The organism is Neisseria sp. RH3002v2g (assembly GCF_014596425.2).
Lineage (GTDB): Bacteria > Pseudomonadota > Gammaproteobacteria > Burkholderiales > Neisseriaceae > Neisseria.
The window spans coordinates 284457-306431 of record NZ_CP110721.1; the positions used below are offsets into that span (position 1 = coordinate 284457).

Sequence of the window (21975 nt, forward strand, 5' to 3'; positions counted from 1 at the left end):
TTTCAGACGGCCTTTTATTTTTGATGTTTATGATTGTTTTCTTAATTGCGGATGGTTTTCCAATGTATCAATGATGATTTCAATCATGCGTGGGGCAGTTTGCGCCAAATCGAAGCCTTGACCTGAAGAAAGCCAGCGCCAAATCAAGCCGTCTAATGAAGACTTGATGAAGATGACTGCCATATCGATATCCAAATTATCCGCCAATGCTTTTTGTTGTACCGCATCAGTCAGGACAGCAACGATTTTTTCACGCCATAGTGCTTGGTGTTTTTTAGCGATGGCAATGACCGTCTCGTTTTGCTCGGTGTGTTCGCATTTTAAAAACAAAATGCTGTGGAATTTATAGTGAAGCTCGTTGTGTTGCAGGCGCTCGAAAAAACGGGTCAGAGTCAGTCGGAAGCTTGACCAAGCCTGTTCGTTATTGTTGTTCGAGTCTTCTTTTATGCAGCTTTCGATGTCGTCGCAAATCCGTTGGAACAAGGCGTCAAACAAATCTTCTTTGTTTTTGAAATGCCAATACAGCGCGCCGCGCGTTACGCCTGCGGCTTGGGCAATTTCGTTAAGCGAGGTGCGGGCAATGCCTTTCTGATAAAACGTATCCAATGTGGCAAGCATGAGATATTCTTTGGTTTTTAAGGCTTCGGTTTTGGTTCTTCTCATAGTTGTTTTGTAGGAAATGTAAATTTATGGTTCGGATTATAAAAAATTACTTCTGAACATGCAAGAATGTATGTATAATTCAATTTAATATTATATAGTGTTTCTCAACACTATATAATCAGCCTGTTTTTCACAAAAGCAGGCAATTTCTGCTTATGAAATATGAAATTAAAGTAATCAATTTTTAATTAGTCAAACCCTTATTTATCATAGAGATAGGAAAATTATGGCTCTTTATGCTTCTAAAATGATGCGTGTCGCGGCGATTGCGGCGGCTACTGCATTGGCGCTTTCTGCTTGCGGCAAAGGCGATGAGAAGGCAGCCGGCCAACAGGCGCAAGGCAGTCAGCAACAGCAAAATCAACCTGCGCCTGAAGTCCGCGTGGTTACCGTGCATCCGGAAACCGTTGCATTGACAACCGAGTTGCCGGGCCGTCTGGAATCGTTGCGTACTGCCGAAGTTCGCGCCCAAGTCGGCGGTATTTTGCAAAAACGCCTGTTCCAAGAAGGCAGCTATGTGCAAGCCGGTCAGCCTTTGTACCAAATCGACAGCTCAACTTATGAAGCAAACTTAGAAAGCGCACGCGCCCAGTTGGCGAGTGCGCAAGCGACTTTGGCTAAAGCGAATGCCGACTTGGCCCGCTACAAACCGCTGGTTGCCGCCGATGCCATCAGCCAACAAGAATACGATGCGGCCGTAACCGCCAAGCGCTCAGCCGAAGCAGGCGTCAAATCCGCTCAAGCAGCCATCAAATCTGCCGGTATCAGCCTGAACCGCTCCCGCATTACTGCGCCGATTTCCGGCTTTATCGGTCAATCTAAAGTTTCTGAAGGTACGCTGTTGAATGCCGGCGATACCACTGTTTTGGCCACCATCCAACAAACCAACCCGATGTATGTCAACGTTACCCAATCTGCCAGTGAGGTTATGAAACTGCGTCAACAGGTTGCAGAAGGCAAATTGTTGGCGGCAAACGGCGCGATTGAAGTGGGCATCAAATTTGACGATGGTGCGGTTTATCCTGAAAAAGGCCGTCTGCTGTTTGCAGATCCGACTGTTAACGAAACGACCGGCCAAATTACATTGCGCGCCGCTATTCCTAATGACAAAAATATCTTGATGCCGGGCTTGTATGTGCGCGTGTTGATGGAACAAGTGGCAGTGGATAATGCATTTGTAGTGCCGCAACAAGCAGTTACCCGCGGTTCGCAAGATACGGTGATGGTGGTGAATGACAAGAGCGAAATGGAAGCGCGTGTCGTGACCATTGCCCAACAGCAAGGTAGCAATTGGGTGATTACAGACGGCCTGAAAGACGGCGACAAAGTGATTGTTGAAGGCATCAGCATTGCCGCTATGTCGGGTGCTAAACAGGTAACGCCGAAAGAATGGACGCCGCCTGCAAGTGCTGCGGCAGCAGCACCGGCAGTTTCAGATGGCCAGGCTGCATCCGAGGCCAAGCCTGAAGCTAAAGCTGCATCTGAAGCCAAATAAGGAACGCGTGAATGTCTAAGTTTTTTATTGACCGCCCCATCTTTGCATGGGTTATTGCGATTTTTATCATCGCAGCGGGTATTTTCGGCATTCAAAAACTGCCGATTTCCCAATATCCGTCCGTTGCTGCACCGACTATTACTTTGCGCGCTACTTATCCGGGCGCTTCGGCTCAGGTAATGGAAGACAGCGTACTGGCCGTTATCGAACGTAATATGTACGGTGTGGAAGGTTTGGACTATATGACGACTTCTGCCAATTCCAGTGGCAGCGGCAGCGTCAGTCTGACGTTTACACCGGAAACCAATGAAGATTTGGCGCAGGTAGACGTGCAGAACAAATTGTCGGAAGTGTTGTCCACATTGCCGTCTACCGTACAGCAATATGGTGTAACCGTATCTAAAGCGCGTTCCAACTTCTTGCAAGTGGTCATGCTTTCTTCTGAAAAGCAATCCATTGAGGAAATGAACGATTACGCCCAGCGCAATATCATTCCTGAACTGCAGCGTATTGACGGGGTAGGGCAGGTACAATTGTTTGGTGCGCAACGCGCCATGCGTATTTGGGTTGACCCGAAAAAACTGCAAAACTACAACCTGTCTTTTGCAACGGTAACCAATGCGCTTGCGACACAAAATATCCAAATTTCTGCAGGCTCTATCGGTTCTTTGCCGGCGGCTGCAGGTCAGACTATTTCAGCAACTGTGACGGCGCAAGGTCAGCTGAGCACTGCTGAAGAGTTTGGCAACATCATTTTGGTATCCAATACCGATGGTTCTAATGTCTATCTGAAAGACGTTGCCAAAGTCAGCTTGGGTATGCAGGATTATTCTTCTTCCACCCGCTTGAACGGTGTGAACACCACCGGTATGGCAGTGATGTTGTCTAACAGCGGTAACGCTTTGGCAACGGCGACTGCCGTGAAAGAAAAAATGGCGGTTTTGCAGAAGTATTTTCCAGACGGCATGAGCTGGAAAATTCCTTACGATACTTCCAAATTTGTGGAAATTTCGATTGAGAAAGTGATCCATACACTTTTGGAAGCCATCGTATTGGTATTCTTGGTGATGTATCTCTTCCTGCAAAATATCCGCTATACGCTGATTCCGACTATTGTCGTGCCGATTTCCCTGTTGGGCGGTTTTGCCTTTATCTCATATATGGGTATGTCGATTAACGTATTGACCATGTTTGCGATGGTATTGGTAATTGGTATTGTGGTCGATGATGCGATTGTGGTCGTTGAAAACGTTGAGCGTATTATGGCGAGCGAAGGTCTGTCGCCTAAGGCTGCAACCAAAAAAGCGATGGGTCAGATTTCCGGCGCGGTGATCGGTATTACTGCCGTGTTGATGTCCGTATTTGTGCCGCTGGCGATGTTTAGCGGTGCAACCGGTAACATTTACAAACAGTTTGCCTTGACTATGGTGGCATCGATCGGCTTCTCCGCATTTCTTGCCTTGACGCTGACTCCGGCATTGTGTGCCACCATGCTCAAACCGATTCAGAAGGGTCATCACGAAGAGAAAAAAGGTTTCTTCGGTTGGTTTAACAAGAAATTCGACAACTGGACACACGGCTACGAAGGCTGGGTAGCCAAAGTCTTGCGCAAGACTTTGCGCATGATGGTTGTCTATATCGGTTTGACTGTTGTGGGCGTATTCCTGTTTATGCGTCTGCCGACTTCCTTCTTGCCGACTGAAGACCAAGGTAACTTGATGTTGAGCGTACAGCTGCCTGCCGGCGCGACCAAAGAGCGTACCGATGCAACTTTGGCTCAAATCACTCAACTGGCGAAATCTGTACCTGAGATCGAGAACATTGTTACCGTTTCCGGCTTTAGTTTTAGCGGTTCCGGCCAAAACATGGCTTTGGGCTTTGTCATTCTGAAAGACTGGAGCGAACGTACTGCTCCGGGCAGCGATGTGACTTCTATTTCCGGTAAGTTGACCGGCATGATGATGGCTACGCTGAAAGACGGTTTCGGTTTGGCGATTGTGCCTCCTGCCATTATGGAATTGGGTACAGGCTCCGGCTTGACGATTTACCTGCAAGACCGTAACAACAGCGGCCATGCCGCATTATTGGCCAAGCGCAATGAGTTGATTGACAAAATGCGCAAAAGCGGTTTGTTTAACCCAAGTACCGTTCGTGCGAGCGGTTTGGAAGATGCGCCGCAGTTGAAAATCGACATCGACCGCTCTGCCGCAGCAGCACAAGGTATTTCGTTCTCTGACATCCGTACTGCTTTGGCTTCTGCTTTGGGTTCGTCTTATGTAAACGACTTCCCGAATCAAGGCCGTCTGCAACGCGTGATGGTACAAGCTGATGCGAGTGCCCGTATGCAGCCTGCCGATATTCTGAACCTGACTGTACCGAATAAATCCGGCGTTGCCGTACCGCTTTCTACCATTGCTACTGTTTCTTGGGAAAACGGTATGGAACAAAGCGTCCGCTTCAATGGTTATCCGGCAATGGAGCTTTCCGGCTCGCCTGTTAATGGCGTGTCTTCCGGTCAAGCCATGGCTGCGGTACAGCAAATGGTTGATGACATGGGTGGCGGTTACAGCCTGGAATGGGGCGGCCAGTCTCGTGAAGAGGCCAAAGGCAGCTCGCAAACTGTCGTGTTGTATGCATTGGCCGCTGCCGCTGTATTCTTGGTATTGGCTGCTTTGTACGAAAGCTGGTCTATCCCGTTGGCGGTTATCCTTGTGATTCCGTTGGGCTTGATTGGCGCGGCATTGGGCGTGACCGGCCGCAACATGTTTGAAGCGCTGCTGGGCAGTATTCCGGCATACGCCAACGATATCTACTTCCAAGTCGGTTTCGTTACGGTGATGGGTTTGAGTGCGAAAAACGCGATTTTGATTATCGAGTTTGCCAAAGACCTGCAAGCGCAAGGCAAGAGCGCGCTTGAAGCTGCGCTTGCCGCCGCACACTTGCGTTTCCGTCCGATTATCATGACTTCGTTTGCCTTCATCTTGGGCGTGGTACCGCTTTATGTTGCCAGCGGTGCCAGCTCCGCCAGCCAACGTGCGATTGGTACGACCGTGGTCTGGGGTATGTTGATCGGTACGATTCTGTCCGTGTTCCTTGTGCCTTTGTTCTATGTGGTTGTGCGCAAATTCTTTAAAGAAACTGCACACGAGCATGAGATGGCCGCCAAACACGCCGCTGAAGCCGGCATGATTGAAGACGGTAAACACGATTCAGACAAGCACTAAAGCAAAGGCCGTCTGAAAACTTTTCAGACGGCCTCAAAATGCTAAAGGATTCTAAAATGAAGAAGATTACATTCAAACCTGTACTGACCGCCGTTGCCGCCGCCGTGGCTTTGTCGGCCTGTACCATGATGCCGAAATATGAGCAGCCTCAAGTTGCCGTGGCCGATACGTTTAAATACGACACTGTTGACGACGGTATCCGTGCAGCCGAATTGGGTTGGCAAGATTACTTTGCCGATCCTCGCCTTCACCGCCTGATCGACATCGCATTGGAACGCAATACCGATTTGCGTACAGCCGCGCTGAATGCGGAAATCTACCGCAAGCAATACATGATTGCGCGTAATAATTTGTTGCCAACCGTCAATGCCAGCGGTACAGGTTCGCGTCAAGGCAGTTTGAGTGGCGGCAGCGTTAGCAGCCAATACAGCGTGGGTTTGGGCGCAGCCTCTTATGAGCTTGACCTCTTCGGCCGTGTCCGCAGCACCAGCGAAGCCGCGTTGCAAGGTTATTTTAATGTGGCTGCCAATCGAGATGCCGCCCATCTGACCTTGATTTCTACCGTCGCCAAAGCCTACTTTAACGAACGCTACGCTGAGGAATCTATGGCATTGGCACAACGCGTGTTGCAAACCCGTGAAGCGACTTACAAGCTCTCGCAATTGCGCCATAAGGCCGGCGTGATTTCCGCCGTTGATTTGCGCCAACAGGAAGCGCTGATCGAATCGGCCAAAGCTGATTACGCATCCGCGGTAAAGAACCGCGAGCAAGCGCGCAATTCTTTGGCTATGTTGATTAATCAACCTTTACCCGAAGACTTGCCTGCCGGTCTGCCTTTGAGCAAGCAGTTCAAAATGACCAAACTGCCTGCCGGTTTGAGTTCGGACGTGTTGCTCAACCGTCCAGATATCCGTGCGGCCGAACACGCGCTCAGACAAGCTAATGCCAATATCGGTGCGGCACGTGCGGCGTTTTTCCCGCGCATCAGCCTGACCGGTTCGGTCGGTACCGCTTCCGGCGAGTTGAGCGGCCTGTTTAAGAGCGGCACAGGTATTTGGGCTTTTGCACCGTCCATCACCCTGCCTATCTTTGACTGGGGCACAAACAAAGCCAATCTTGACGTAGCCAAACTGCGCCAACAGGCACAAATCGTTGCTTATGAAGCCGCTGTTCAATCTGCATTCAAAGACGTTTCCAATGCGTTGATTGCACGCGAACAGCTGGATAAAAGCTATGACGCTTTGAGCAAACAAAGCCGCGCCTACAACGACAGCCTGCGCCTCATCAGCCTGCGCTACAAACATGGTGTATCCAGCGCATTGGATTTGCTGGATGCCGAGCGTAGCAGTTACAGCGCAGAAACTGCTCTTTTAGCCAATCAGCTGACCCGTCTGGAAAACCTTGCCGACTTGTATAAAGCACTTGGCGGCGGTTTGAAACGCGAAACCAAAGCTGCCGAATAAGTATTTGCTAAGATTAAAAGGCCGTCTGAAACATTTGGGTTTCAGACGGCCTTTTTGTTCAACAGCGATTTTAAACTTTTAATTTCTCGCTTAAAGAACCGACATAGGCTGCGCGTTCGTTACGGCTGAGTTCGGGCTGGTGTGTGTTGAGCGAAGACCATTTGCGGTTGCTGCGTGCTTTGTTGAGTTCGCTTGGCAGTTTGGCCGCATTCCATGGCGCTTTGCGTTCGTTTAGCTCGATATGAGATTGGGCGGCATGGCCGCGCGTTTGCAAGACGTGCAACAAATCCAGCGCACGCGCGGCGAGCAGGGTAAGGGTTTCCGGATCGGTATGCAGGGTTTGTCGGCCGTTGATTTTGTCGGTGATGTCTTGGGCATTGGGCAAAATGCCGCCCAACAGTCCGCCGATGGCCGTACCCAAACCAAGCGAACCGCCAAGCGTGGCAATGTCCAAGCCTAGGCCGATGAGTGCGCCTGCGGTTGCGCCGGTACCGGTACGGATGCCGTAATGTTTGAGCAATTCGCTGTCAAACGGATCTTGTTTGAAGGCTTTGGGCATCCATGTGCTGTCGCTGCCGACTTCGTCGTGATAGAAGCGGTAAAGTGTGAACAGGCGTTGTTGCATTTGCCGCTCAAGTTGGCGGATTTCCGATTGCATGACTTCCAAAGTCGGGGCAGGGTCATCGTTTTCGGCAATTTCTTGGGTGAATGCGGCAGCATCCAGTAGAAAATCGGCAATTTCACGGCGCGCTTCCGTATCCAGCCGTTGCCACTCGCGACGGCGCATATTGATAAGGCGGTCGAGGATGTCGCGTTTCGGTAACATGGTGGCAAGGTTGTCCCACAATCGGATTTCGCCTTCAAAGTCAAACGCAACGGTATCGAAACCGGCGTAAACATGCAGGTTTCTGCGGGCGAGCATATTGGTCCAAGCGGTCAGGTCTTGATTTTGGGTAAAGTTGAACACAGGCATGATGGGCTTGGCGCACCAAGACAAAATGGTCAGCTCGTCTTTGTATTTGTTAAGGACGGGCTCCCGCGCATCGATGACATACATGGCCATGTCGCTTTGCATGACTTGGCGCAGCACTTTGGCCTCTTGGTTGAATTCGTGATGCGCTTCATGGTTGTTAAGGAATTGCTGAATGCGCTCGATGCCGTCATCGCGTGCGGATGTGTGGGTTTCCAGCCAGTCCAACACGCCGCCGGCATCTTCGAGGCCAGGTGTGTCGTAGAGGTAAACCAAGCTGTCGTCGCCATCGTTGATGAGGGCTTCTTCGACATGGCGCGTGGTCGAGGGCGCATTTTTTACTTCGCCGAAGGTGCTGTCGCGCAAAAGCGTGCGTAAGAGTGAGGTTTTGCCTGTGTTGGTATGGCCGACGACGGCAAGGGAAAGTGGGGTGGTCATGGTCGTGGGTTGGGACGGATATGGGCTATGGATGTGTGAGTATGGGGCTGTTTGCCTGCAGTGGCAATATGTGTTTCAGACGGCCCTAAATTTTCTTTATATATGGGCGAAAATAGCCAGAAAAAGAGGGGAATAGCGGATTTGTTGTTTTTTGGCAAAATGCTTGAAAATAGGTAGGAAAACAGTTGACAGTCGGGTAGAAGGCTAGGATAATTCGCGCCGTTGAGTTGCTTGATGCAGCTTGATTTTTCTCCTCTATTTCTCCTTTGTAGACTTGGCGCATATCGAAACGGTATGCGCATTTTTTTATCTGCATTGAAACATGATTACATTTAAGTTCTGTAAATTGGATAATTAAGAAACTTTACAAGAAAAATACTTGCACGGTTGAATCTCTTGTTGCATAATTCGTTTCGTTAGCTGGTTCGAGTAGTCAGTTAATAGTTTCTCCTCTATTTCTCCTTTGTAGACTTGGCACACATTCTATCGGATGTGTGCATTTTTTTTGCCTGTTTAAAACAAAGGTCGTCTGAATGTTGTAATCTTTCAGACGGCCTTTGTTGGTTGAATGGAATTAGATGTCTAATACTACTTCTTCTTTGACTTCTTCCATGACAACATAGCTGCGGCTTTCGGCTGCAGCCGGCAGTTGCAGTAGGATATTGCCGAGCATATCGCGATAGGCGGACATATTGGGCAGGCGGACTTTGATGAGGTAGTCGTATTCGCCGGAGACCAAGTGGCATTCCAAAATTTGCGGAATCTTCAGCACTTCGCGTTTGAAGTCTTCAAAAATATTGCCGGATTTTGAACGCAGTTTCAGTTCGACAAAGACCAAGAGGCTTTGACCTAAGGCATGTGGATTCAGATGGGCGTGATAGCCGGTGATGAGGTTGTCGCGTTCCAAGCGGCGGACGCGTTCGGTTACCGGCGTAGTGGAGAGGCCGACTTTTTCAGCCAATTCGGTCATGGGGATGCGTGCGTTTTGTTGCAGGAGCTTGAGAATTTTTAAGTCGGTTTTGTCGAGTTCTTTCATGGCTTTGATATCTGTCATTTTCAATTTGGATGACATCATAACCTTAAAACAGGCTCAGAAGAAGCATAAATCCTAAAGGTAAGGCGAAAGGAAGATATTAATCTTGTGTATTTCATGGAATCCTGTATGGTTTTTGACCTATAATATTCGCTTCAAAGTAATAGGGCAGGCCGTCTGAAACGGATGCCGATAAGAGGAATACATTATGCGTCCGCTCAATGCGCAAATCCGTTTGGATAATTTACGTCAAAATTATCGTCTTCTTAAAGAGTTGCACGGCAATAAATTGTTGGCTGTGATTAAGGCCGATGCTTACGGGCATGGTGCGGTCAGATGTGCACATGCGTTGGCGGATATTGCCGACGGTTTTGCGGTGGCAACGGTAGATGAAGGCGTGGAATTGCGTCAAAACGGCATTAAAAATCCGATTGTTTTATTGGAAGGCGTGTTTGAGGCTGCAGAGTATGCGGATGTTGACCGTTATGATTTATGGCCGGCAATCGGCAGCCAATGGCAGCTGGAGGCGTTTGCACATCATGAGTGGCAACGTCCGACAACCGTATGGCTGAAAATGGACTCTGGTATGCACCGTGCCGGTTTCTTTCCGCATAACTATGCCGCCGCCTATACGGCATTGAAACAATCCGAATCGGTTGAAAACATTGTGAAATTCAGCCATTTTGCTTGCGCGGATGAGCCGGAAAACGGCATGACCGAAATGCAGCTTGAAGCATTTGATTTGGCCTGCGAGGGTTTGGAAGGAGAGGAGAGCCTGGCCAATTCCGCCGCGATTTTGAACGTGCCTGAAGCGCGCCGCGATTGGGGCCGTGCCGGTCTGGCCTTGTATGGTATTTCGCCTTTCGGCGGCGTGGATGAGCGTTTGAAACCTGTTATGCGTCTGATTTCCCGCGTTTTCGGCGAGCGTGTGTTGCAGCCGCATTCTCCGATTGGTTACGGCGCAACGTTCTACACCAGCAAATCCACCCGTGTCGGTTTGATTGCCTGCGGTTATGCAGACGGTTATCCGCGTCGCGCTTCCACTAATTCTCCGGTTGCCATCAATGGCAAACGCAGCCGTATTATCGGCAGGGTGTCTATGGATATGATTACGGTTGAGCTGGAAGCCTCGAAAGAGGGTTTGGGCGCGGAAGTCGAGCTTTGGGGTGATGTGATTAATATTAATGAAGTTGCCGAAGTTGCCGGTATGATTCCGTACGAAATCCTCTGCAATATTAAACGTGCGAAGTTCACTTATATCGAGTAAGCAGTCAAAGATCAGGCCGTCTGAAATATGTTTTCAGACGGCCTTTTTGTTATCTGCAATTAAAACGATTCGTCAGCGCGTAAATAACGCCATTTGCCCGGCGGCAGTCTGCCGAGTTTGACTTTGCCCATGCGGATGCGTTTCAAGCCGACAACGCGCAGGCCGACCAGCTCGCACATGCGGCGGATTTGGCGTTTTTTGCCTTGCCGCAAAATAAAGCGCAATTGGTCTTCGTTTTGCCATTCGACTTTGGCGGGGCGCAATTTTTCTCCGTCCAAACTCAAGCCGTGGTTGAGTAGGGCGAGGCCTTTGTCGTCCAGTTTGCCGCGGACGCGGACGAGGTATTCTTTTTCGCTGCTGCTGTTTTCGCCAATCAGTTGTTTGGCAATGCGGCCGTCCTGGGTAAGCACCAATAATCCGACAGAGTCGATGTCCAGGCGGCCGGCCGGGGCTAAGCCGAATTTGTGTTTTTCATTGAAAGGGATACGGCTGTCGTCGCCTTCCCAATGGTTGTCGGCGGTAATGAGTTCGGCGGCGGATTTATAGCCTTTTTCTGCCTGCGCGCTGACGTAGCCGACGGGCTTATTCAGCAGGATGGTTACGCGCGCTGCTTGTTTTTCATGGGCTTGTTTGTTGAAGTCGATGCGGTCACGCTCGGTGACTTTTTGACCGAGTACGGCGGTTTGGCCGTTGACTTTGACCCAGCCTTGCTCGATGTAGCTGTCTGCCTCGCGGCGCGAGCATAAGCCCAATTGCGCCATGCGTTTGGAGAGGCGCATGGTTTCGGAATCGTTGTTTTGCATGGTATGGCAATATAGAAGAAATGGGAATGTCGGATTATAGCATTGACCGTTTGTCAGGCCGTCTGAAAACTGAATTTTTGGGTTTTCAGACGGCCTTGCGTTTGCTATATGTTAAGGAATATTTGGATTTGAAGTAAAAAATGAAGGGTATATTGTCTGTTTGTGTTAACCTTACGGGCGAACTAATTATTTTGTTTTTTGTCGAATTCGGGTTGAAATGACATTTCACTCATAAAATCTATAAAGACTAAAATGATTGGTCTTTCTAAAGAGCATGAAGGCAGTTTGTCGCTAAAACCAGCTTTCGTGTATCACGTTTTAAGGATAAATCAATGAAATCGCTCAAATCATTTTTGATTTGGGGCATTGTGGTTTTGGTCGGCCTGGCCTCCTTTACCACTTTGGCCCTCAGTCGCGGCGAGCAGGTCAGTGCGATTTGGATGGTTACGGCCGCCATTTCGGTATACTGTATTGCCTACCGTTTTTACAGTCTTTACATTGCCAACCGTGTGATGCAGCTTGATCCTAACCGTCTGACTCCGGCAGAACGCCACAATGACGGCTTGGACTATGTTCCCACACATAAAGGCGTACTGTTCGGCCACCACTTTGCCGCTATTGCCGGCGCAGGTCCTTTGGTCGGTCCTGTATTGGCAGCGCAAATGGGTTATCTGCCCGGTACTTTGTGGATTATCTTCGGCGTGGTGTTTGCCGGTGCCGTACAGGATATGATGGTCTTGTTCGTCTCCATGCGCCGTGACGGTAAGTCTTTGGGCGATATCGTGAAACAAGAACTCGGTACCGTTCCCGGCGTGATTGCATCCATCGGTATTTTGATGATTATGGTCATCATTATGGCGGTGTTGGCGCTGATTGTTGTGAAAGCATTGGTTCACAGCCCTTGGGGTACGTTCACCATCGCAGCGACTATGCCGATTGCCCTGTTTATGGGTATTTACACCCGTTATATCCGTCCGGGCAAAATCGGCGAGATTTCCATCGTCGGCTTTATTTTGCTGATGTTGGCCGTGATTTACGGTGAAGATGTTGCCCGCAGCTCCTTCGGTCACTGGTTCGACCTTGACGGCATTCAGCTGACTTGGGCGATTATGATTTACGGTTTCGTGGCTTCCGTATTGCCGGTTTGGCTCTTGCTGACTCCGCGCGACTATCTGTCCACCTTCCTGAAAATCGGTACGATTGCAGCTTTGGCTTTGGGTATCGTTATTGTTAACCCAACCCTGCAAATGCCTGCAGTTACCCACTTTATCGATGGTTCAGGCCCGGTATTCTCCGGTGCGTTGTTCCCATTCTTGTTCATTACCATTGCTTGTGGTGCGGTTTCAGGCTTCCATGCGCTGATTTCTTCCGGTACTACGCCAAAAATGGTGGAAAACGAAACCCACGTCCGCATGATCGGTTACGGCGGCATGATTATGGAAAGCTTTGTGGCCATTATGGCTCTGGCCGCCGCCGCTTCGCTTGATCCAGGCGTGTACTTCGCGATGAACAGCCCGGCTGCGCTGATTGGCACAGATGCCAACACTGCTGCCGAAGTCATCACCACTAAACTGAATTTCTCTGTTGATGCCGCAACCTTGTTGCATACTGCTAAAGAAGTGGGCGAAAACACCATTCTGTCCCGTGCAGGCGGCGCGCCAACCCTCGCAGTCGGTATGGCGCACATCATGAGCCGTCTGATTCCGGGCGAAGCCATGATGGCGTTCTGGTATCACTTTGCCTTGCTGTTTGAAGCCTTGTTCATCCTGACCGCGGTTGATGCCGGTACGCGCGTAGCCCGTTTCATGATCCAAGACTTGGGCAGTATTTTCTACAAACCTTTCGGTAACACCGACTCTATCCCTGCCAACCTGGTTGCCACATTCTTTGCCGTGGCATTGTGGGGTTACTTCCTCTATACCGGCGTAACCGACCCTCTGGGCGGCATCAACTCGCTCTGGCCTCTGTTCGGTATCGCCAACCAAATGCTGGCAGGCGTAGCGTTGATTATGTGTACCGTTGTCTTGGTGAAAATGAAACGCGACCGCTATGTATGGGTAACTTTGGTTCCTGCTGTCGGCGTATTGTTCGTAACCTGCTATGCCGGTTTGCAAAAACTGTTCCACAGCGACCCGCGCGTCAGCTTCTTGGCTCACGCAGGCAAATACCGCGATGCCTTGGCTTCAGGCGAAGTCCTTGCTCCGGCTAAAGACATTGGCGAAATGTCACAAATCATCTTCAATGACCAAATCAATGCCGGTCTGACCGCTTTGTTCTTGGCAGTTGTCGTGATTGTCGCCGTGTACGGTTTCCGTACCGCCATGAAAGCCCGCAAAGTCGGTTGGCCAACTGCTAAAGAAATTCCGGCAGTGTACCGCGACAGCAAACAGCCGGAGGCTCAGAGTGAAGCATAAGCTCGCATCTTGGTGGAAAACCATCAAGCTGACAGCAAACTTGATGGCCGGTGTCCCGGATTATGAAAACTACGTTGCCCGTCAGCGCAAACATAATCCCAACGCGCCGGTCATGACCGAGCTGCAATTCCAAGACTACTGCCGCAAACGCCGTTGCGGCAGCAACGGCGGACGCTGTTGTTAATGAAGGTATAAAAAGGCCGTCTGAAAATATTTTCAGACGGCCTTTTATTATGGAATATCAATAAACATCAAAGATTTTGTCTTGCCATCAATATTTAAGCGAACAACTTGCCAATATTTACTCATCTTCGAGCAGTACCAGCGGACGCTGTATTTTTCTGAGCTCTTCCACCTCGTCCAACAGCCGCATAATCAGCCCCAATGCGGGAATGCCGGCTTCAAAATCACGGCTTAAGCGTTGTGCGCGACGGATGCGGGCAAGATGAAAACCACTGAAGGTGCTTTTTTCGGGCGCACCATCGATGCTGATGATGTCTTCTGCTATAAGTTCCAACAGCCAATCGCGACGGCAGCTGCTGGCGGCAACAATTTCTTCAAAAGTAAGGGTAACATCGGAGGACTGAATCATAATTTATCCTTTCTCTTATGCTTGTTTCGCGGCAAAGTGTTCAGCCAATTTTTCCCATGCGGCACGGTCGGCTTCGCTCTCTACTGGCGGAACATTAATGCGGATATTGAGATAAAGGTCTCCGGCTTCTTTGGCAGGAATACCTTTGCCTTTAAGGCGGATGCTTTTACCGCTTTGGCTGTTGGCAGGCAGATTGACCTGCAAGCGGCCTGATGCGGTAGGGACGATGATTTTGCCGCCCAATACGGCTTCCCAAGGTTTGACATCTATTGTTTGATATACGTCTTTCCTGTTTTTGACGTATAAATCAGGTTGGTTGTGGAACTTGATTTTTAAGTACAAGTCACCGTTTTCACCGCCGTTATATCCCGGCAAACCTTGACCGGCCAAACGGATTTGTTGGCCTTCTGCAATGCCTTTGGGGATTTTGACGTTGAGGGTTTTATTTTGATAAACCGCACGTCCGTATTCGTCTAGAGTCGGCACATTCAAAGTCATGCTACGTTCTGCGCCAACATACGCTGCGTAAATATCAATACTCAATTCAGCATGTTGATCCTCGCCTTTTATTGGGCCGCGGGGTTGCTCGGAACGAGTGTGGGATTGGCGGAATGATGAAAACAGATCTTCAAAATTGAAGTCTCCCGCTCCGAACGGCTCGCCTTCATGACGTTCATAGCGGAAGCCGCCGCCGTTAAATCCATTGCCAAACGGATTGCCGCCTTGACCGAACGGATTGCCTCCGGCGCTGCGTCCGTAAGGATTAGCCAACATTTCATCGTATTCGGCCCGCTTTTCTTTGTCGGAAAGCGTTTCGTAGGCACGGTTGATTTCTACCGTACGTTCGGCTGCGTCAGGTTCTTTGCTGACATCGGGGTGGTATTTGCGCACCAGTTTTCGGTAGGCTTTTTTGATTTCGGCCTCATCCGCATCTTTGGCAACGCCCAGTATTTCATAATAGTTTTTTTCTGCCATGTTATTCCTTTGACTGCTCATATACAAAATTCTTATAGTTTTAATAATTGAGGGTGGATATTCTAAAATCAAGGGCGTTGGAAATAAAATTCTCTATCTCTGACAATGATTAATGGATAATTTATTTCTTTGTTTCTAGAGAAATAGAAAATATAAAGGCCGTCTGAAATACGGTTTTTCAGACGGCCTTTATCAAATTGGGGTTTTATTTGTCTTGAGCGTTTTTTGTTCGCTAACAATCCATTGGGCAATATCTGAACCCAAGACTTTAGAAGTGCGATTTAAGACGGCGCAAGAGCTTTTATAAACACCGAGCATGCCGCCGGAAGAATTGCGGGTAAAGGTTTTTTTATTGACTTCTTCGCCATCAACATACAAAGTGGCAACGGCTGTAATACTTTTGGCGTGGCCGACAAAGGCTACGCCTGCGCTCATGGCGGAAGTAATGGAGATATCTGCGTATGTGCCTTGTTTTTTACCGTCACGGACAATAGTTACATCACTTTTGGCTGCAGTTTCTTGCAAAGATTTGGACATGACGTTGCCAATTTGTAAACACTCGGAAACGATACGGGTATCGATTTCTTCTGCATGACGGTAAGGGATGCTTTCATCAATATGGACATCTGCGCTGGCAAATGCAGAAGCAAACAAGAATGCGGTTGCAAGGATGCGGTTAGGAGACATAGTAGAGCACCTAAAATAGAATGTTAAAAAGAGTTGTTATTGTATAACGGCGTTTACACTCAATCAACATAAGTTAAATAGGAAAAGATTTTGTTGAAATGGCTGTTATAGCAAGATAATCAAAAGGCCGTCTGAAATAACAGTATTTCAGACGGCCTTTTGATTGGGGCATTAATTCGTTCTGGTCAAATAAGGCAGGGGATCGACTGCTTTGCCGTTCAGACGAACTTCAAAATGCAGCTTGACGCTGTCTGTATCGCTGCTGCCCATGGTGGCGATAACTTGGCCTGCTTGGACTTTTTGATCTTTTTGTACTAAAAGCGTGTCGTTGTGGGCGTAGGCGGTAATGGTGTAGTCGTTGTGGCTGATCAAAATCAGCTTGCCGTAGCCGCGGACTTCTTCGCCAACGTAGATGACGGTACCGGCTGCGGCAGAACGGATTTGTTGGCCTTGTGTGCCTGCAATATCTATGCCTTTGCTGGTTGTGCCGTTGTAGCGTTGGATAATGGAAGATGAGGCGTTATCGGTCGGCCATTGCAAGCTTAACCGGTTGATCGGGGTAACGGCGGTTGCTTGGCGTTGCTGCGTAGCAGTATTGCGGGAGGCAACATGACGGCGGACGCGCAATACTTGGCCGACTTCGATTTGTGAGGCGTTGGGAAGGTTATTCCATGCAACCAGTGTATTGACGTTTTGTCCGTAGCGTTTGGCGATTTGGGTCAGGGTATCGCCGGGGCGGACTTTGTAGTAACCGTCGGGTACGGCGCGGTTGGAAGAAGTGTTGTTGCCGGCGCAGGCTGCTAAGACGGCAATGGTGCTGATGAAGGCCAGACGTTTCAAGGCCGTCTGAAAGGTGGAAATAAAGGTTGTATTCATGGGTTGTTTCTAAAGGTATCGTTATGCTGTGTATGATAGATAGGAAGAGTGAAAAAAGGTTCACTCAAAAGGCATGGGATAAAATGCGGAGAGGCAATATAGTACCATTGAGAATTTGTGGGTATGGCTGAATATTTTTATATCTTTTTGATGCAAAGGGACTTTTTTGAAAAGGTAAAAGAACGTGAAAGTTCTTTCAGACGGCATTGAATAAGGCAATAAAAATCCCCTGCCGAGATAAACGGGCAGGGGATTTTTGTATTATCGAACTTATTTGTTCAATTCGTTAGCCAGATACAGCCAAGTTTCAATCACGGTATCAGGGTTGAGCGATACGCTCTCGATACCTTCTTGAACCAGCCATTTGGCAAAGTCCGGATGGTCTGACGGGCCTTGACCGCAAATACCGACGTATTTGTTTTGTTTGCGGCAGGCAGAGATTGCCAAGTGCAACATCACTTTAACGGCAGGATTGCGTTCGTCGAAGGAGTCGGATACCAAACCGCTGTCACGGTCGAGGCCGAGGGTCAGCTGGGTCATGTCGTTAGAGCCGATGGAGAAGCCGTCGAAGTATTGCAGGAATTGTTCTGCCAATACAGCGTTGCTCGGCAACTCGCACATCATGATCAGGCGCAGGCCGTTTTTGCCGCGTTCCAAACCGTTTTCTTTCAGGGCTTTGACAACAGCTTCGGCTTCACCCAAAGTGCGGACGAATGGAATCATGATTTCGACGTTGGTCAAACCCATTTCGTCACGGACGCGTTTCAAGGCTTTGCACTCGAGTGCGAAGCAGTCTTTGAAGCTTTCAGCGACATAACGCGCCGCGCCGCGGAAGCCCAACATTGGGTTTTCTTCGTGCGGTTCGTAAATGCTGCCGCCCACCAAGTTGGCGTACTCGTTGGATTTGAAGTCAGACATACGGACGATGGTTTTGCGTGGGTAAACCGAAGCAGCCAAAGTTGCTACGCCTTCTGCGATTTTATCGACATAGAAGTCGACAGGGGAGGCATAGCCGGCGATGCGGCGGGTAATTTCCGCTTTCAATTCGTCGTCTTGTTTGTCAAATTCCAATAAGGCTTTAGGGTGGATACCGATTTGACGGTTGATGATGAATTCCATACGTGCCAAGCCGATGCCTTCGCTAGGCAGGTTGGCGAAGCTGAATGCCAATTCAGGGTTGCCAACGTTCATCATCACTTTGACAGGTGCTTTAGGCATGTTGTCCAAAGCAACATCGGTAATTTGTACGTCCAGCAGGCCGGAGTAGATGAAGCCGGTATCGCCTTCGGCACAAGATACGGTAACTTCTTGGCCGTCTGAAAGCAGATCGGTTGCGTCGCCGCAGCCGACTACGGCAGGAATACCCAATTCACGCGCGATAATCGCTGCGTGACAGGTACGGCCGCCGCGGTTGGTCACGATGGCGGAAGCACGTTTCATCACCGGTTCCCAATCCGGGTCGGTCATGTCGGTAACGAGTACGTCGCCTGCTTCAACGGAATCCATCTCGGAGGCATCTTTCACCAGGCGTACTTTGCCTTGGCCGACTTTTTGACCGATGGCACGGCCTTCGCACAAGACAACTTTTTCGCCGTTGATGGAGAAGCGGCGCAGGTTGCGGCTGCTGTCTTCTTGGGATTTTACAGTCTCAGGACGGGCTTGCAAGATGTAGAGTTTGCCGTCCAAACCGTCGCGGCCCCATTCGATGTCCATTGGGCGGCCGTAGTGTTTTTCGATAGTCAGCGCGTAATGGGCCAACTCGGTTACTTCAGCGTCGGTAATGGAGAAGCGTTGACGGTCTTCTTCAGGTACATCGATGTTGGTTACAGATTTACCGGCTTCAGCTTTGTCGGTAAAGATCATTTTGATTTGTTTCGAACCCATGGTTTTACGCAGGATAGCTGGTTTGCCTGCTTTCAAAGTAGGTTTGAATACATAGAATTCGTCAGGGTTGACCGCGCCTTGTACGACGTTTTCGCCCAGGCCGTAAGAAGAGGTAACGAAAACGACTTGGTCGTAACCGGACTCGGTATCGATGGTGAACATCACACCGGACGCGCCGCTGTCGGAGCGCACCATGCGTTGTACGCCTGCGGAAAGGGCGACGATGTCGTGTTCGAAGCCTTTGTGGACACGGTAAGAAATGGCACGGTCGTTGTACAGGGAAGCGAATACATGGCGCATGGCTTCTTTAACGTTTTCCAAGCCGTTGATGTTCAAGAAGGTTTCTTGTTGACCGGCAAAAGAAGCGTCCGGCAGGTCTTCTGCTGTTGCGGAAGAACGTACGGCAACGGAAATGTCCGCACCGCCGGCATCGGCAACCATTTTGTTCCAAGCTGTTTCGATTTCAGCATCCAACTGTTCAGGGAACGGAGTATCCAAAATCCATTGACGGATTTCTTTACCCACGCGCGCCAACTCGGCAACGTCTTCAACATCCAGTTGTTTCAGGGCTTCGGAAATACGCTCGCTCAGACCATTGTGAGCCAGGAAAGCGCGATAGGCTTCGGCAGTGGTCGCAAAACCACCGGGAACGCGTACGCCTTTTTCAGTCAGTTGGCTGATCATTTCGCCCAAAGAGGCATTTTTACCGCCCACTCGCTCAACGTCAGTCATACGCAGGTTTTCAAACCAAATAACGTAGTTTTCGGCCATTTGTGTGTCCAATCCAATCCAAAAATGTTAAAAAAGAAACAAATCCGCCTGCTTATTGTAGCCATTCGTTTGATGGCTGTCATGTGTTTTATCTTTTTTAAAATCACAAATTCGTCTGTGATACTGTGCTTTTCAAGCGTGTAGTCTTCTGAAATGTGAATATCAGATTCATGTTTTTGTGAGTTATCCTATTGTTAAATATGGAAAACAAAATAAGTTAATAAATTTGATAAACAAGATTTATTTTGCAATTTTAGAATAAAATTCTACAAAAAATTAAAAAATAAAATATTATGCTAATCTAAAAATTGTTCAAATTTGTTGTAATCCTGTGTAATCTGCCGGGAGTCGCTTTATTGCAAAGGCTGTAACTGCTATGATTGCCGTCTGAAACGTTACCCTCAAGAGGATTCATTATGACTGATCCACGCCAAGTCTTCTATATTTCCGACCGAACCGGCCTGACCGCCGAAAATATCGGTGAAGCCTTGCTGAACCAATTTGGCAATGTTGAGTTCAAACGCCATACCTATCCGTTTATCGATACGCCTGAAAAAGCGCGTGCTGTTGTAGACAAAGTCAACCAGTCCGCCGAAAAATTCGGCGTGCGCCCGATTGCTTTTGTCAGTGTGGTCAATGACGAAATCCGTGAAATCATCAAGAAAGCCAATGCGTTCCATATTAATTTCTTTGAAACCTTTCTCGGCCTTTTGGAAAAGGAACTCAATACGGAGGCGGTTGCCGCCCAGCAGGGGCACCACAGTATCGGCAATACCCAACGCTATGATGCGCGTATGGAGGCGGTCAATTTTTCACTGAATCATGATGACGGTGTCAGTGATAAGAATTTGAAAGAAGCCGATGTGATTTTGATGGGGGTTTCCCGTTCCGGTAAAACGCCGACTTGTCTCTATCTGGCCTTGCAATACGGTATCCGAGCCGCCAACTATCCGCTGATTCCCGATGATTTGGAATCGACCGATTTGCCGCGTATGGTCAAGCCTTATAAAGACAAGCTGTTTGGTTTGACCATTCAGCCTGAACGCTTGCAGGCAATCCGTCAGGAACGCCGCCCTAATTCGACTTATGCCAAAATCGATACTTGCCGCAGTGAGATTGCCGATGCGCAAAATATGTTTAAACGCCACGGTATTCCGTTTACCAATACTACGGATAAATCTGTGGAAGAACTCGCCGTTCATATCTTGCAGGCTTGCAAGCTGAAACGCCGTTTTTAACTGAAATGATAAAAGGCCGTCTGAAAGTTTCAGACGGCCTTTTGTTTGGTCTTTGATATTAGGTTTTGGGCAGGGTAACACCGGTTTGCCCCATGTATTTGCCGTTGCGGTCTTTGTATGAGGTTTCGCAGACTTCATCGCTTTCAAAGAACAAGACTTGGGCCACGCCTTCGCCTGCGTAGATTTTTGCCGGTAGCGGCGTGGTGTTGGAAAATTCAAGCGTAACGTAGCCTTCCCATTCCGGCTCGAACGGGGTAACGTTGACGATGATGCCGCAGCGTGCGTAGGTGGACTTGCCCAAGCAGACGGTCAGGACGTTGCGCGGGATGCGGAAATATTCGACTGTGCGCGCCAGGGCAAAGGAGTTGGGCGGAATGATGCAGCAGTCGTCTTCGACGGTGACGAAGTTTTTCGGGTCGAAATTTTTCGGGTCGACGATGGTGCTGTTGATATTGGTGAAGATTTTAAATTCATTGGCACAACGGATGTCGTAGCCGTAGCTGGATGTGCCGTAGGAAATGATGCGTTGGCCGTTGGCCTCTTTGATTTGGTTGGGCTCGAACGGCTCAATCATGCCGTGTTCTTCGGCCATGCGGCGTATCCATTTGTCGGATTTAATGCTCATGGTGGTTGTCCTGGGGTAAGGGTTGTTTGGAAATTCTTTGAAATCAACACAACAGCCTTTAGACAGGCTTGTCAATTGATGTTTCAGACGGCCTAAAAGCCGGATAAGGCCGTCTGAAAGGCTGTTTATTTGGTTTTGGAAGCAGATTTCTTAGCCAGTTTGACTTCTTTAATCATACCGTCTTCGCATTTCATGATGAAGACGGGTGTGCCGTTTTGGGAGGCGGTAAAGTTTCCGTGCGCCCTGCCTTTTTTGAACACGCCCTCCAGCGTCATATTGCGTAATTTGGCGCTGTTTGAGGAGAAAGGTTCGATAAAGGTTTCGCTGTTGCCGGAAACGGTATATACGCCTTTGCCGTCAAATTTGCCGTTTTTAAAGGCGCCGACATAGCTGCGGCCGTCTTGGCATTTCCATGTGCCTTTGCCGGATGGTTTACCGTCTTTGCCGACATCGCCATCGTAAACGCAACCTTTTTCCTGATAAGGATTGATGGTTTCTGCAATGGCAGGCGTACCCAGCATGAAGGCGACGGGAAGTAGGGCGAGGTATTTCATCAT

The 21975-nt window shown here is 49.1% G+C and carries 18 protein-coding genes; 7 read left to right on the forward strand and 11 right to left on the reverse strand.

Annotated features, from left to right (window positions below; all coding sequences use genetic code 11):
- Positions 1-27 precede the first annotated feature (27 nt).
- On the reverse strand, positions 28-663 hold the full coding sequence (mtrR, locus tag BBP27_RS01360) for a multidrug efflux system transcriptional repressor MtrR (protein WP_188211496.1): 636 nt from the start codon (positions 661-663) through the stop codon (positions 28-30).
- A 226-nt stretch (positions 664-889) separates the two neighbouring features.
- On the opposite strand from mtrR, the gene BBP27_RS01365 reads away from it, so the two are divergent.
- The 3 genes from BBP27_RS01365 to BBP27_RS01375 are packed head-to-tail and all read left to right on the forward strand — an operon-like array spanning position 890 to position 6845.
- Positions 890-2158, forward strand: coding sequence for an efflux RND transporter periplasmic adaptor subunit (locus tag BBP27_RS01365; RefSeq protein ID WP_070462002.1), 1269 nt, complete (start codon positions 890-892; stop codon positions 2156-2158).
- Positions 2159-2169: 11 nt separating this feature from the next.
- Positions 2170-5382, forward strand: a complete 3213-nt coding sequence (locus BBP27_RS01370) for an efflux RND transporter permease subunit (RefSeq protein ID WP_188211495.1) — start codon at positions 2170-2172, stop codon at positions 5380-5382.
- A 56-nt stretch (positions 5383-5438) separates the two neighbouring features.
- Positions 5439-6845: an efflux transporter outer membrane subunit gene (locus BBP27_RS01375; RefSeq protein ID WP_188211494.1), complete on the forward strand. Its 1407-nt coding sequence runs from the start codon at positions 5439-5441 to the stop codon at positions 6843-6845.
- A 70-nt stretch (positions 6846-6915) separates the two neighbouring features.
- Here BBP27_RS01375 and BBP27_RS01380 read toward each other — a convergent pair whose 3' ends face one another.
- Both BBP27_RS01380 and BBP27_RS01385 read right to left on the reverse strand, forming a co-directional pair.
- On the reverse strand, positions 6916-8253 hold the full coding sequence (locus BBP27_RS01380; RefSeq protein ID WP_188211493.1) for a GTPase/DUF3482 domain-containing protein: 1338 nt from the start codon (positions 8251-8253) through the stop codon (positions 6916-6918).
- Positions 8254-8827: 574 nt separating this feature from the next.
- On the reverse strand, positions 8828-9289 hold the full coding sequence (locus BBP27_RS01385; RefSeq protein WP_003747450.1) for an Lrp/AsnC ligand binding domain-containing protein: 462 nt from the start codon (positions 9287-9289) through the stop codon (positions 8828-8830).
- A gap of 205 nt (positions 9290-9494) precedes the next feature.
- On the opposite strand from BBP27_RS01385, the gene alr reads away from it, so the two are divergent.
- Positions 9495-10553, forward strand: coding sequence for an alanine racemase (gene alr / locus BBP27_RS01390; protein ID WP_188211492.1), 1059 nt, complete (start codon positions 9495-9497; stop codon positions 10551-10553).
- 59 nt (positions 10554-10612) lie between these two features.
- On the opposite strand, the gene BBP27_RS01395 is transcribed toward alr, so the two are convergent.
- The gene (locus BBP27_RS01395) at positions 10613-11356 is read right to left on the reverse strand and encodes a pseudouridine synthase (protein ID WP_188211491.1); all 744 of its coding nucleotides are present in this window, start codon (positions 11354-11356) and stop codon (positions 10613-10615) included.
- A 332-nt stretch (positions 11357-11688) separates the two neighbouring features.
- Here BBP27_RS01395 and BBP27_RS01400 point away from each other — a divergent pair, with 332 nt between their 5' ends.
- Positions 11689-13770, forward strand: a complete 2082-nt coding sequence (locus BBP27_RS01400; protein WP_188211490.1) for a carbon starvation CstA family protein — start codon at positions 11689-11691, stop codon at positions 13768-13770.
- Complete coding sequence (locus tag BBP27_RS01405; RefSeq protein ID WP_049343946.1) at positions 13760-13954, forward strand: YbdD/YjiX family protein; 195 nt, start codon at positions 13760-13762, stop codon at positions 13952-13954. Before BBP27_RS01400 ends, BBP27_RS01405 begins: the two co-directional genes overlap by 11 nt.
- 117 nt (positions 13955-14071) lie before the next feature.
- On the opposite strand, the gene BBP27_RS01410 is transcribed toward BBP27_RS01405, so the two are convergent.
- The 5 genes from BBP27_RS01410 to ppsA all read right to left on the reverse strand — a co-directional run bounded on the left by BBP27_RS01410 (position 14072) and on the right by ppsA (position 19555).
- Positions 14072-14362: a chaperone modulator CbpM gene (locus tag BBP27_RS01410; RefSeq protein ID WP_188211489.1), complete on the reverse strand. Its 291-nt coding sequence runs from the start codon at positions 14360-14362 to the stop codon at positions 14072-14074.
- Positions 14363-14377: 15 nt separating this feature from the next.
- Positions 14378-15337, reverse strand: a complete 960-nt coding sequence (locus BBP27_RS01415; protein WP_188211488.1) for a DnaJ C-terminal domain-containing protein — start codon at positions 15335-15337, stop codon at positions 14378-14380.
- Between the two features lie 192 nt (positions 15338-15529).
- Entirely contained in the window at positions 15530-16024 is a 495-nt protein-coding gene (locus BBP27_RS01420; RefSeq protein WP_036491298.1) for a hypothetical protein, read from the reverse strand.
- A 171-nt stretch (positions 16025-16195) separates the two neighbouring features.
- Positions 16196-16900 (reverse strand): peptidoglycan DD-metalloendopeptidase family protein, encoded by a 705-nt coding sequence (locus BBP27_RS01425; RefSeq protein ID WP_188211487.1) that lies wholly within the window; start codon positions 16898-16900, stop codon positions 16196-16198.
- 270 nt (positions 16901-17170) lie between these two features.
- Positions 17171-19555 (reverse strand): phosphoenolpyruvate synthase, encoded by a 2385-nt coding sequence (gene ppsA, locus BBP27_RS01430; RefSeq protein WP_188211486.1) that lies wholly within the window; start codon positions 19553-19555, stop codon positions 17171-17173.
- Positions 19556-19971: 416 nt separating this feature from the next.
- Between ppsA and ppsR the strand changes: the two genes are divergently transcribed.
- Positions 19972-20793, forward strand: coding sequence for a posphoenolpyruvate synthetase regulatory kinase/phosphorylase PpsR (gene ppsR / locus BBP27_RS01435; protein WP_049323052.1), 822 nt, complete (start codon positions 19972-19974; stop codon positions 20791-20793).
- Between the two features lie 58 nt (positions 20794-20851).
- Here the strand turns inward: ppsR and dcd are convergent, their stop codons facing one another.
- The gene (gene dcd, locus BBP27_RS01440) at positions 20852-21418 is read right to left on the reverse strand and encodes a dCTP deaminase (protein WP_003680541.1); all 567 of its coding nucleotides are present in this window, start codon (positions 21416-21418) and stop codon (positions 20852-20854) included.
- Positions 21419-21543: 125 nt separating this feature from the next.
- Positions 21544-21975 (reverse strand): MORN repeat-containing protein, encoded by a 432-nt coding sequence (locus BBP27_RS01445; RefSeq protein ID WP_036491305.1) that lies wholly within the window; start codon positions 21973-21975, stop codon positions 21544-21546.

Bases quoted from the DNA above. Each gene is read 5' to 3' on its own strand.
- mtrR (WP_188211496.1), bottom strand. From the start codon at position 663: ATGAGAAGAACCAAAACCGAAGCCTTAAAAACCAAAGAATATCTCATG.
- BBP27_RS01365 (WP_070462002.1), top strand. From the start codon at position 890: ATGGCTCTTTATGCTTCTAAAATGATGCGTGTCGCGGCGATTGCGGCG.
- BBP27_RS01370 (WP_188211495.1), top strand. From the start codon at position 2,170: ATGTCTAAGTTTTTTATTGACCGCCCCATCTTTGCATGGGTTATTGCG.
- BBP27_RS01375 (WP_188211494.1), top strand. From the start codon at position 5,439: ATGAAGAAGATTACATTCAAACCTGTACTGACCGCCGTTGCCGCCGCC.
- BBP27_RS01380 (WP_188211493.1), bottom strand. From the start codon at position 8,253: ATGACCACCCCACTTTCCCTTGCCGTCGTCGGCCATACCAACACAGGC.
- BBP27_RS01385 (WP_003747450.1), bottom strand. From the start codon at position 9,289: ATGAAAGAACTCGACAAAACCGACTTAAAAATTCTCAAGCTCCTGCAA.
- alr (WP_188211492.1), top strand. From the start codon at position 9,495: ATGCGTCCGCTCAATGCGCAAATCCGTTTGGATAATTTACGTCAAAAT.
- BBP27_RS01395 (WP_188211491.1), bottom strand. From the start codon at position 11,356: ATGCAAAACAACGATTCCGAAACCATGCGCCTCTCCAAACGCATGGCG.
- BBP27_RS01400 (WP_188211490.1), top strand. From the start codon at position 11,689: ATGAAATCGCTCAAATCATTTTTGATTTGGGGCATTGTGGTTTTGGTC.
- BBP27_RS01410 (WP_188211489.1), bottom strand. From the start codon at position 14,362: ATGATTCAGTCCTCCGATGTTACCCTTACTTTTGAAGAAATTGTTGCC.
- BBP27_RS01415 (WP_188211488.1), bottom strand. From the start codon at position 15,337: ATGGCAGAAAAAAACTATTATGAAATACTGGGCGTTGCCAAAGATGCG.
- BBP27_RS01420 (WP_036491298.1), bottom strand. From the start codon at position 16,024: ATGTCTCCTAACCGCATCCTTGCAACCGCATTCTTGTTTGCTTCTGCA.
- BBP27_RS01425 (WP_188211487.1), bottom strand. From the start codon at position 16,900: ATGAATACAACCTTTATTTCCACCTTTCAGACGGCCTTGAAACGTCTG.
- ppsA (WP_188211486.1), bottom strand. From the start codon at position 19,555: ATGGCCGAAAACTACGTTATTTGGTTTGAAAACCTGCGTATGACTGAC.
- ppsR (WP_049323052.1), top strand. From the start codon at position 19,972: ATGACTGATCCACGCCAAGTCTTCTATATTTCCGACCGAACCGGCCTG.
- dcd (WP_003680541.1), bottom strand. From the start codon at position 21,418: ATGAGCATTAAATCCGACAAATGGATACGCCGCATGGCCGAAGAACAC.
- BBP27_RS01445 (WP_036491305.1), bottom strand. From the start codon at position 21,975: ATGATGAAATACCTCGCCCTACTTCCCGTCGCCTTCATGCTGGGTACG.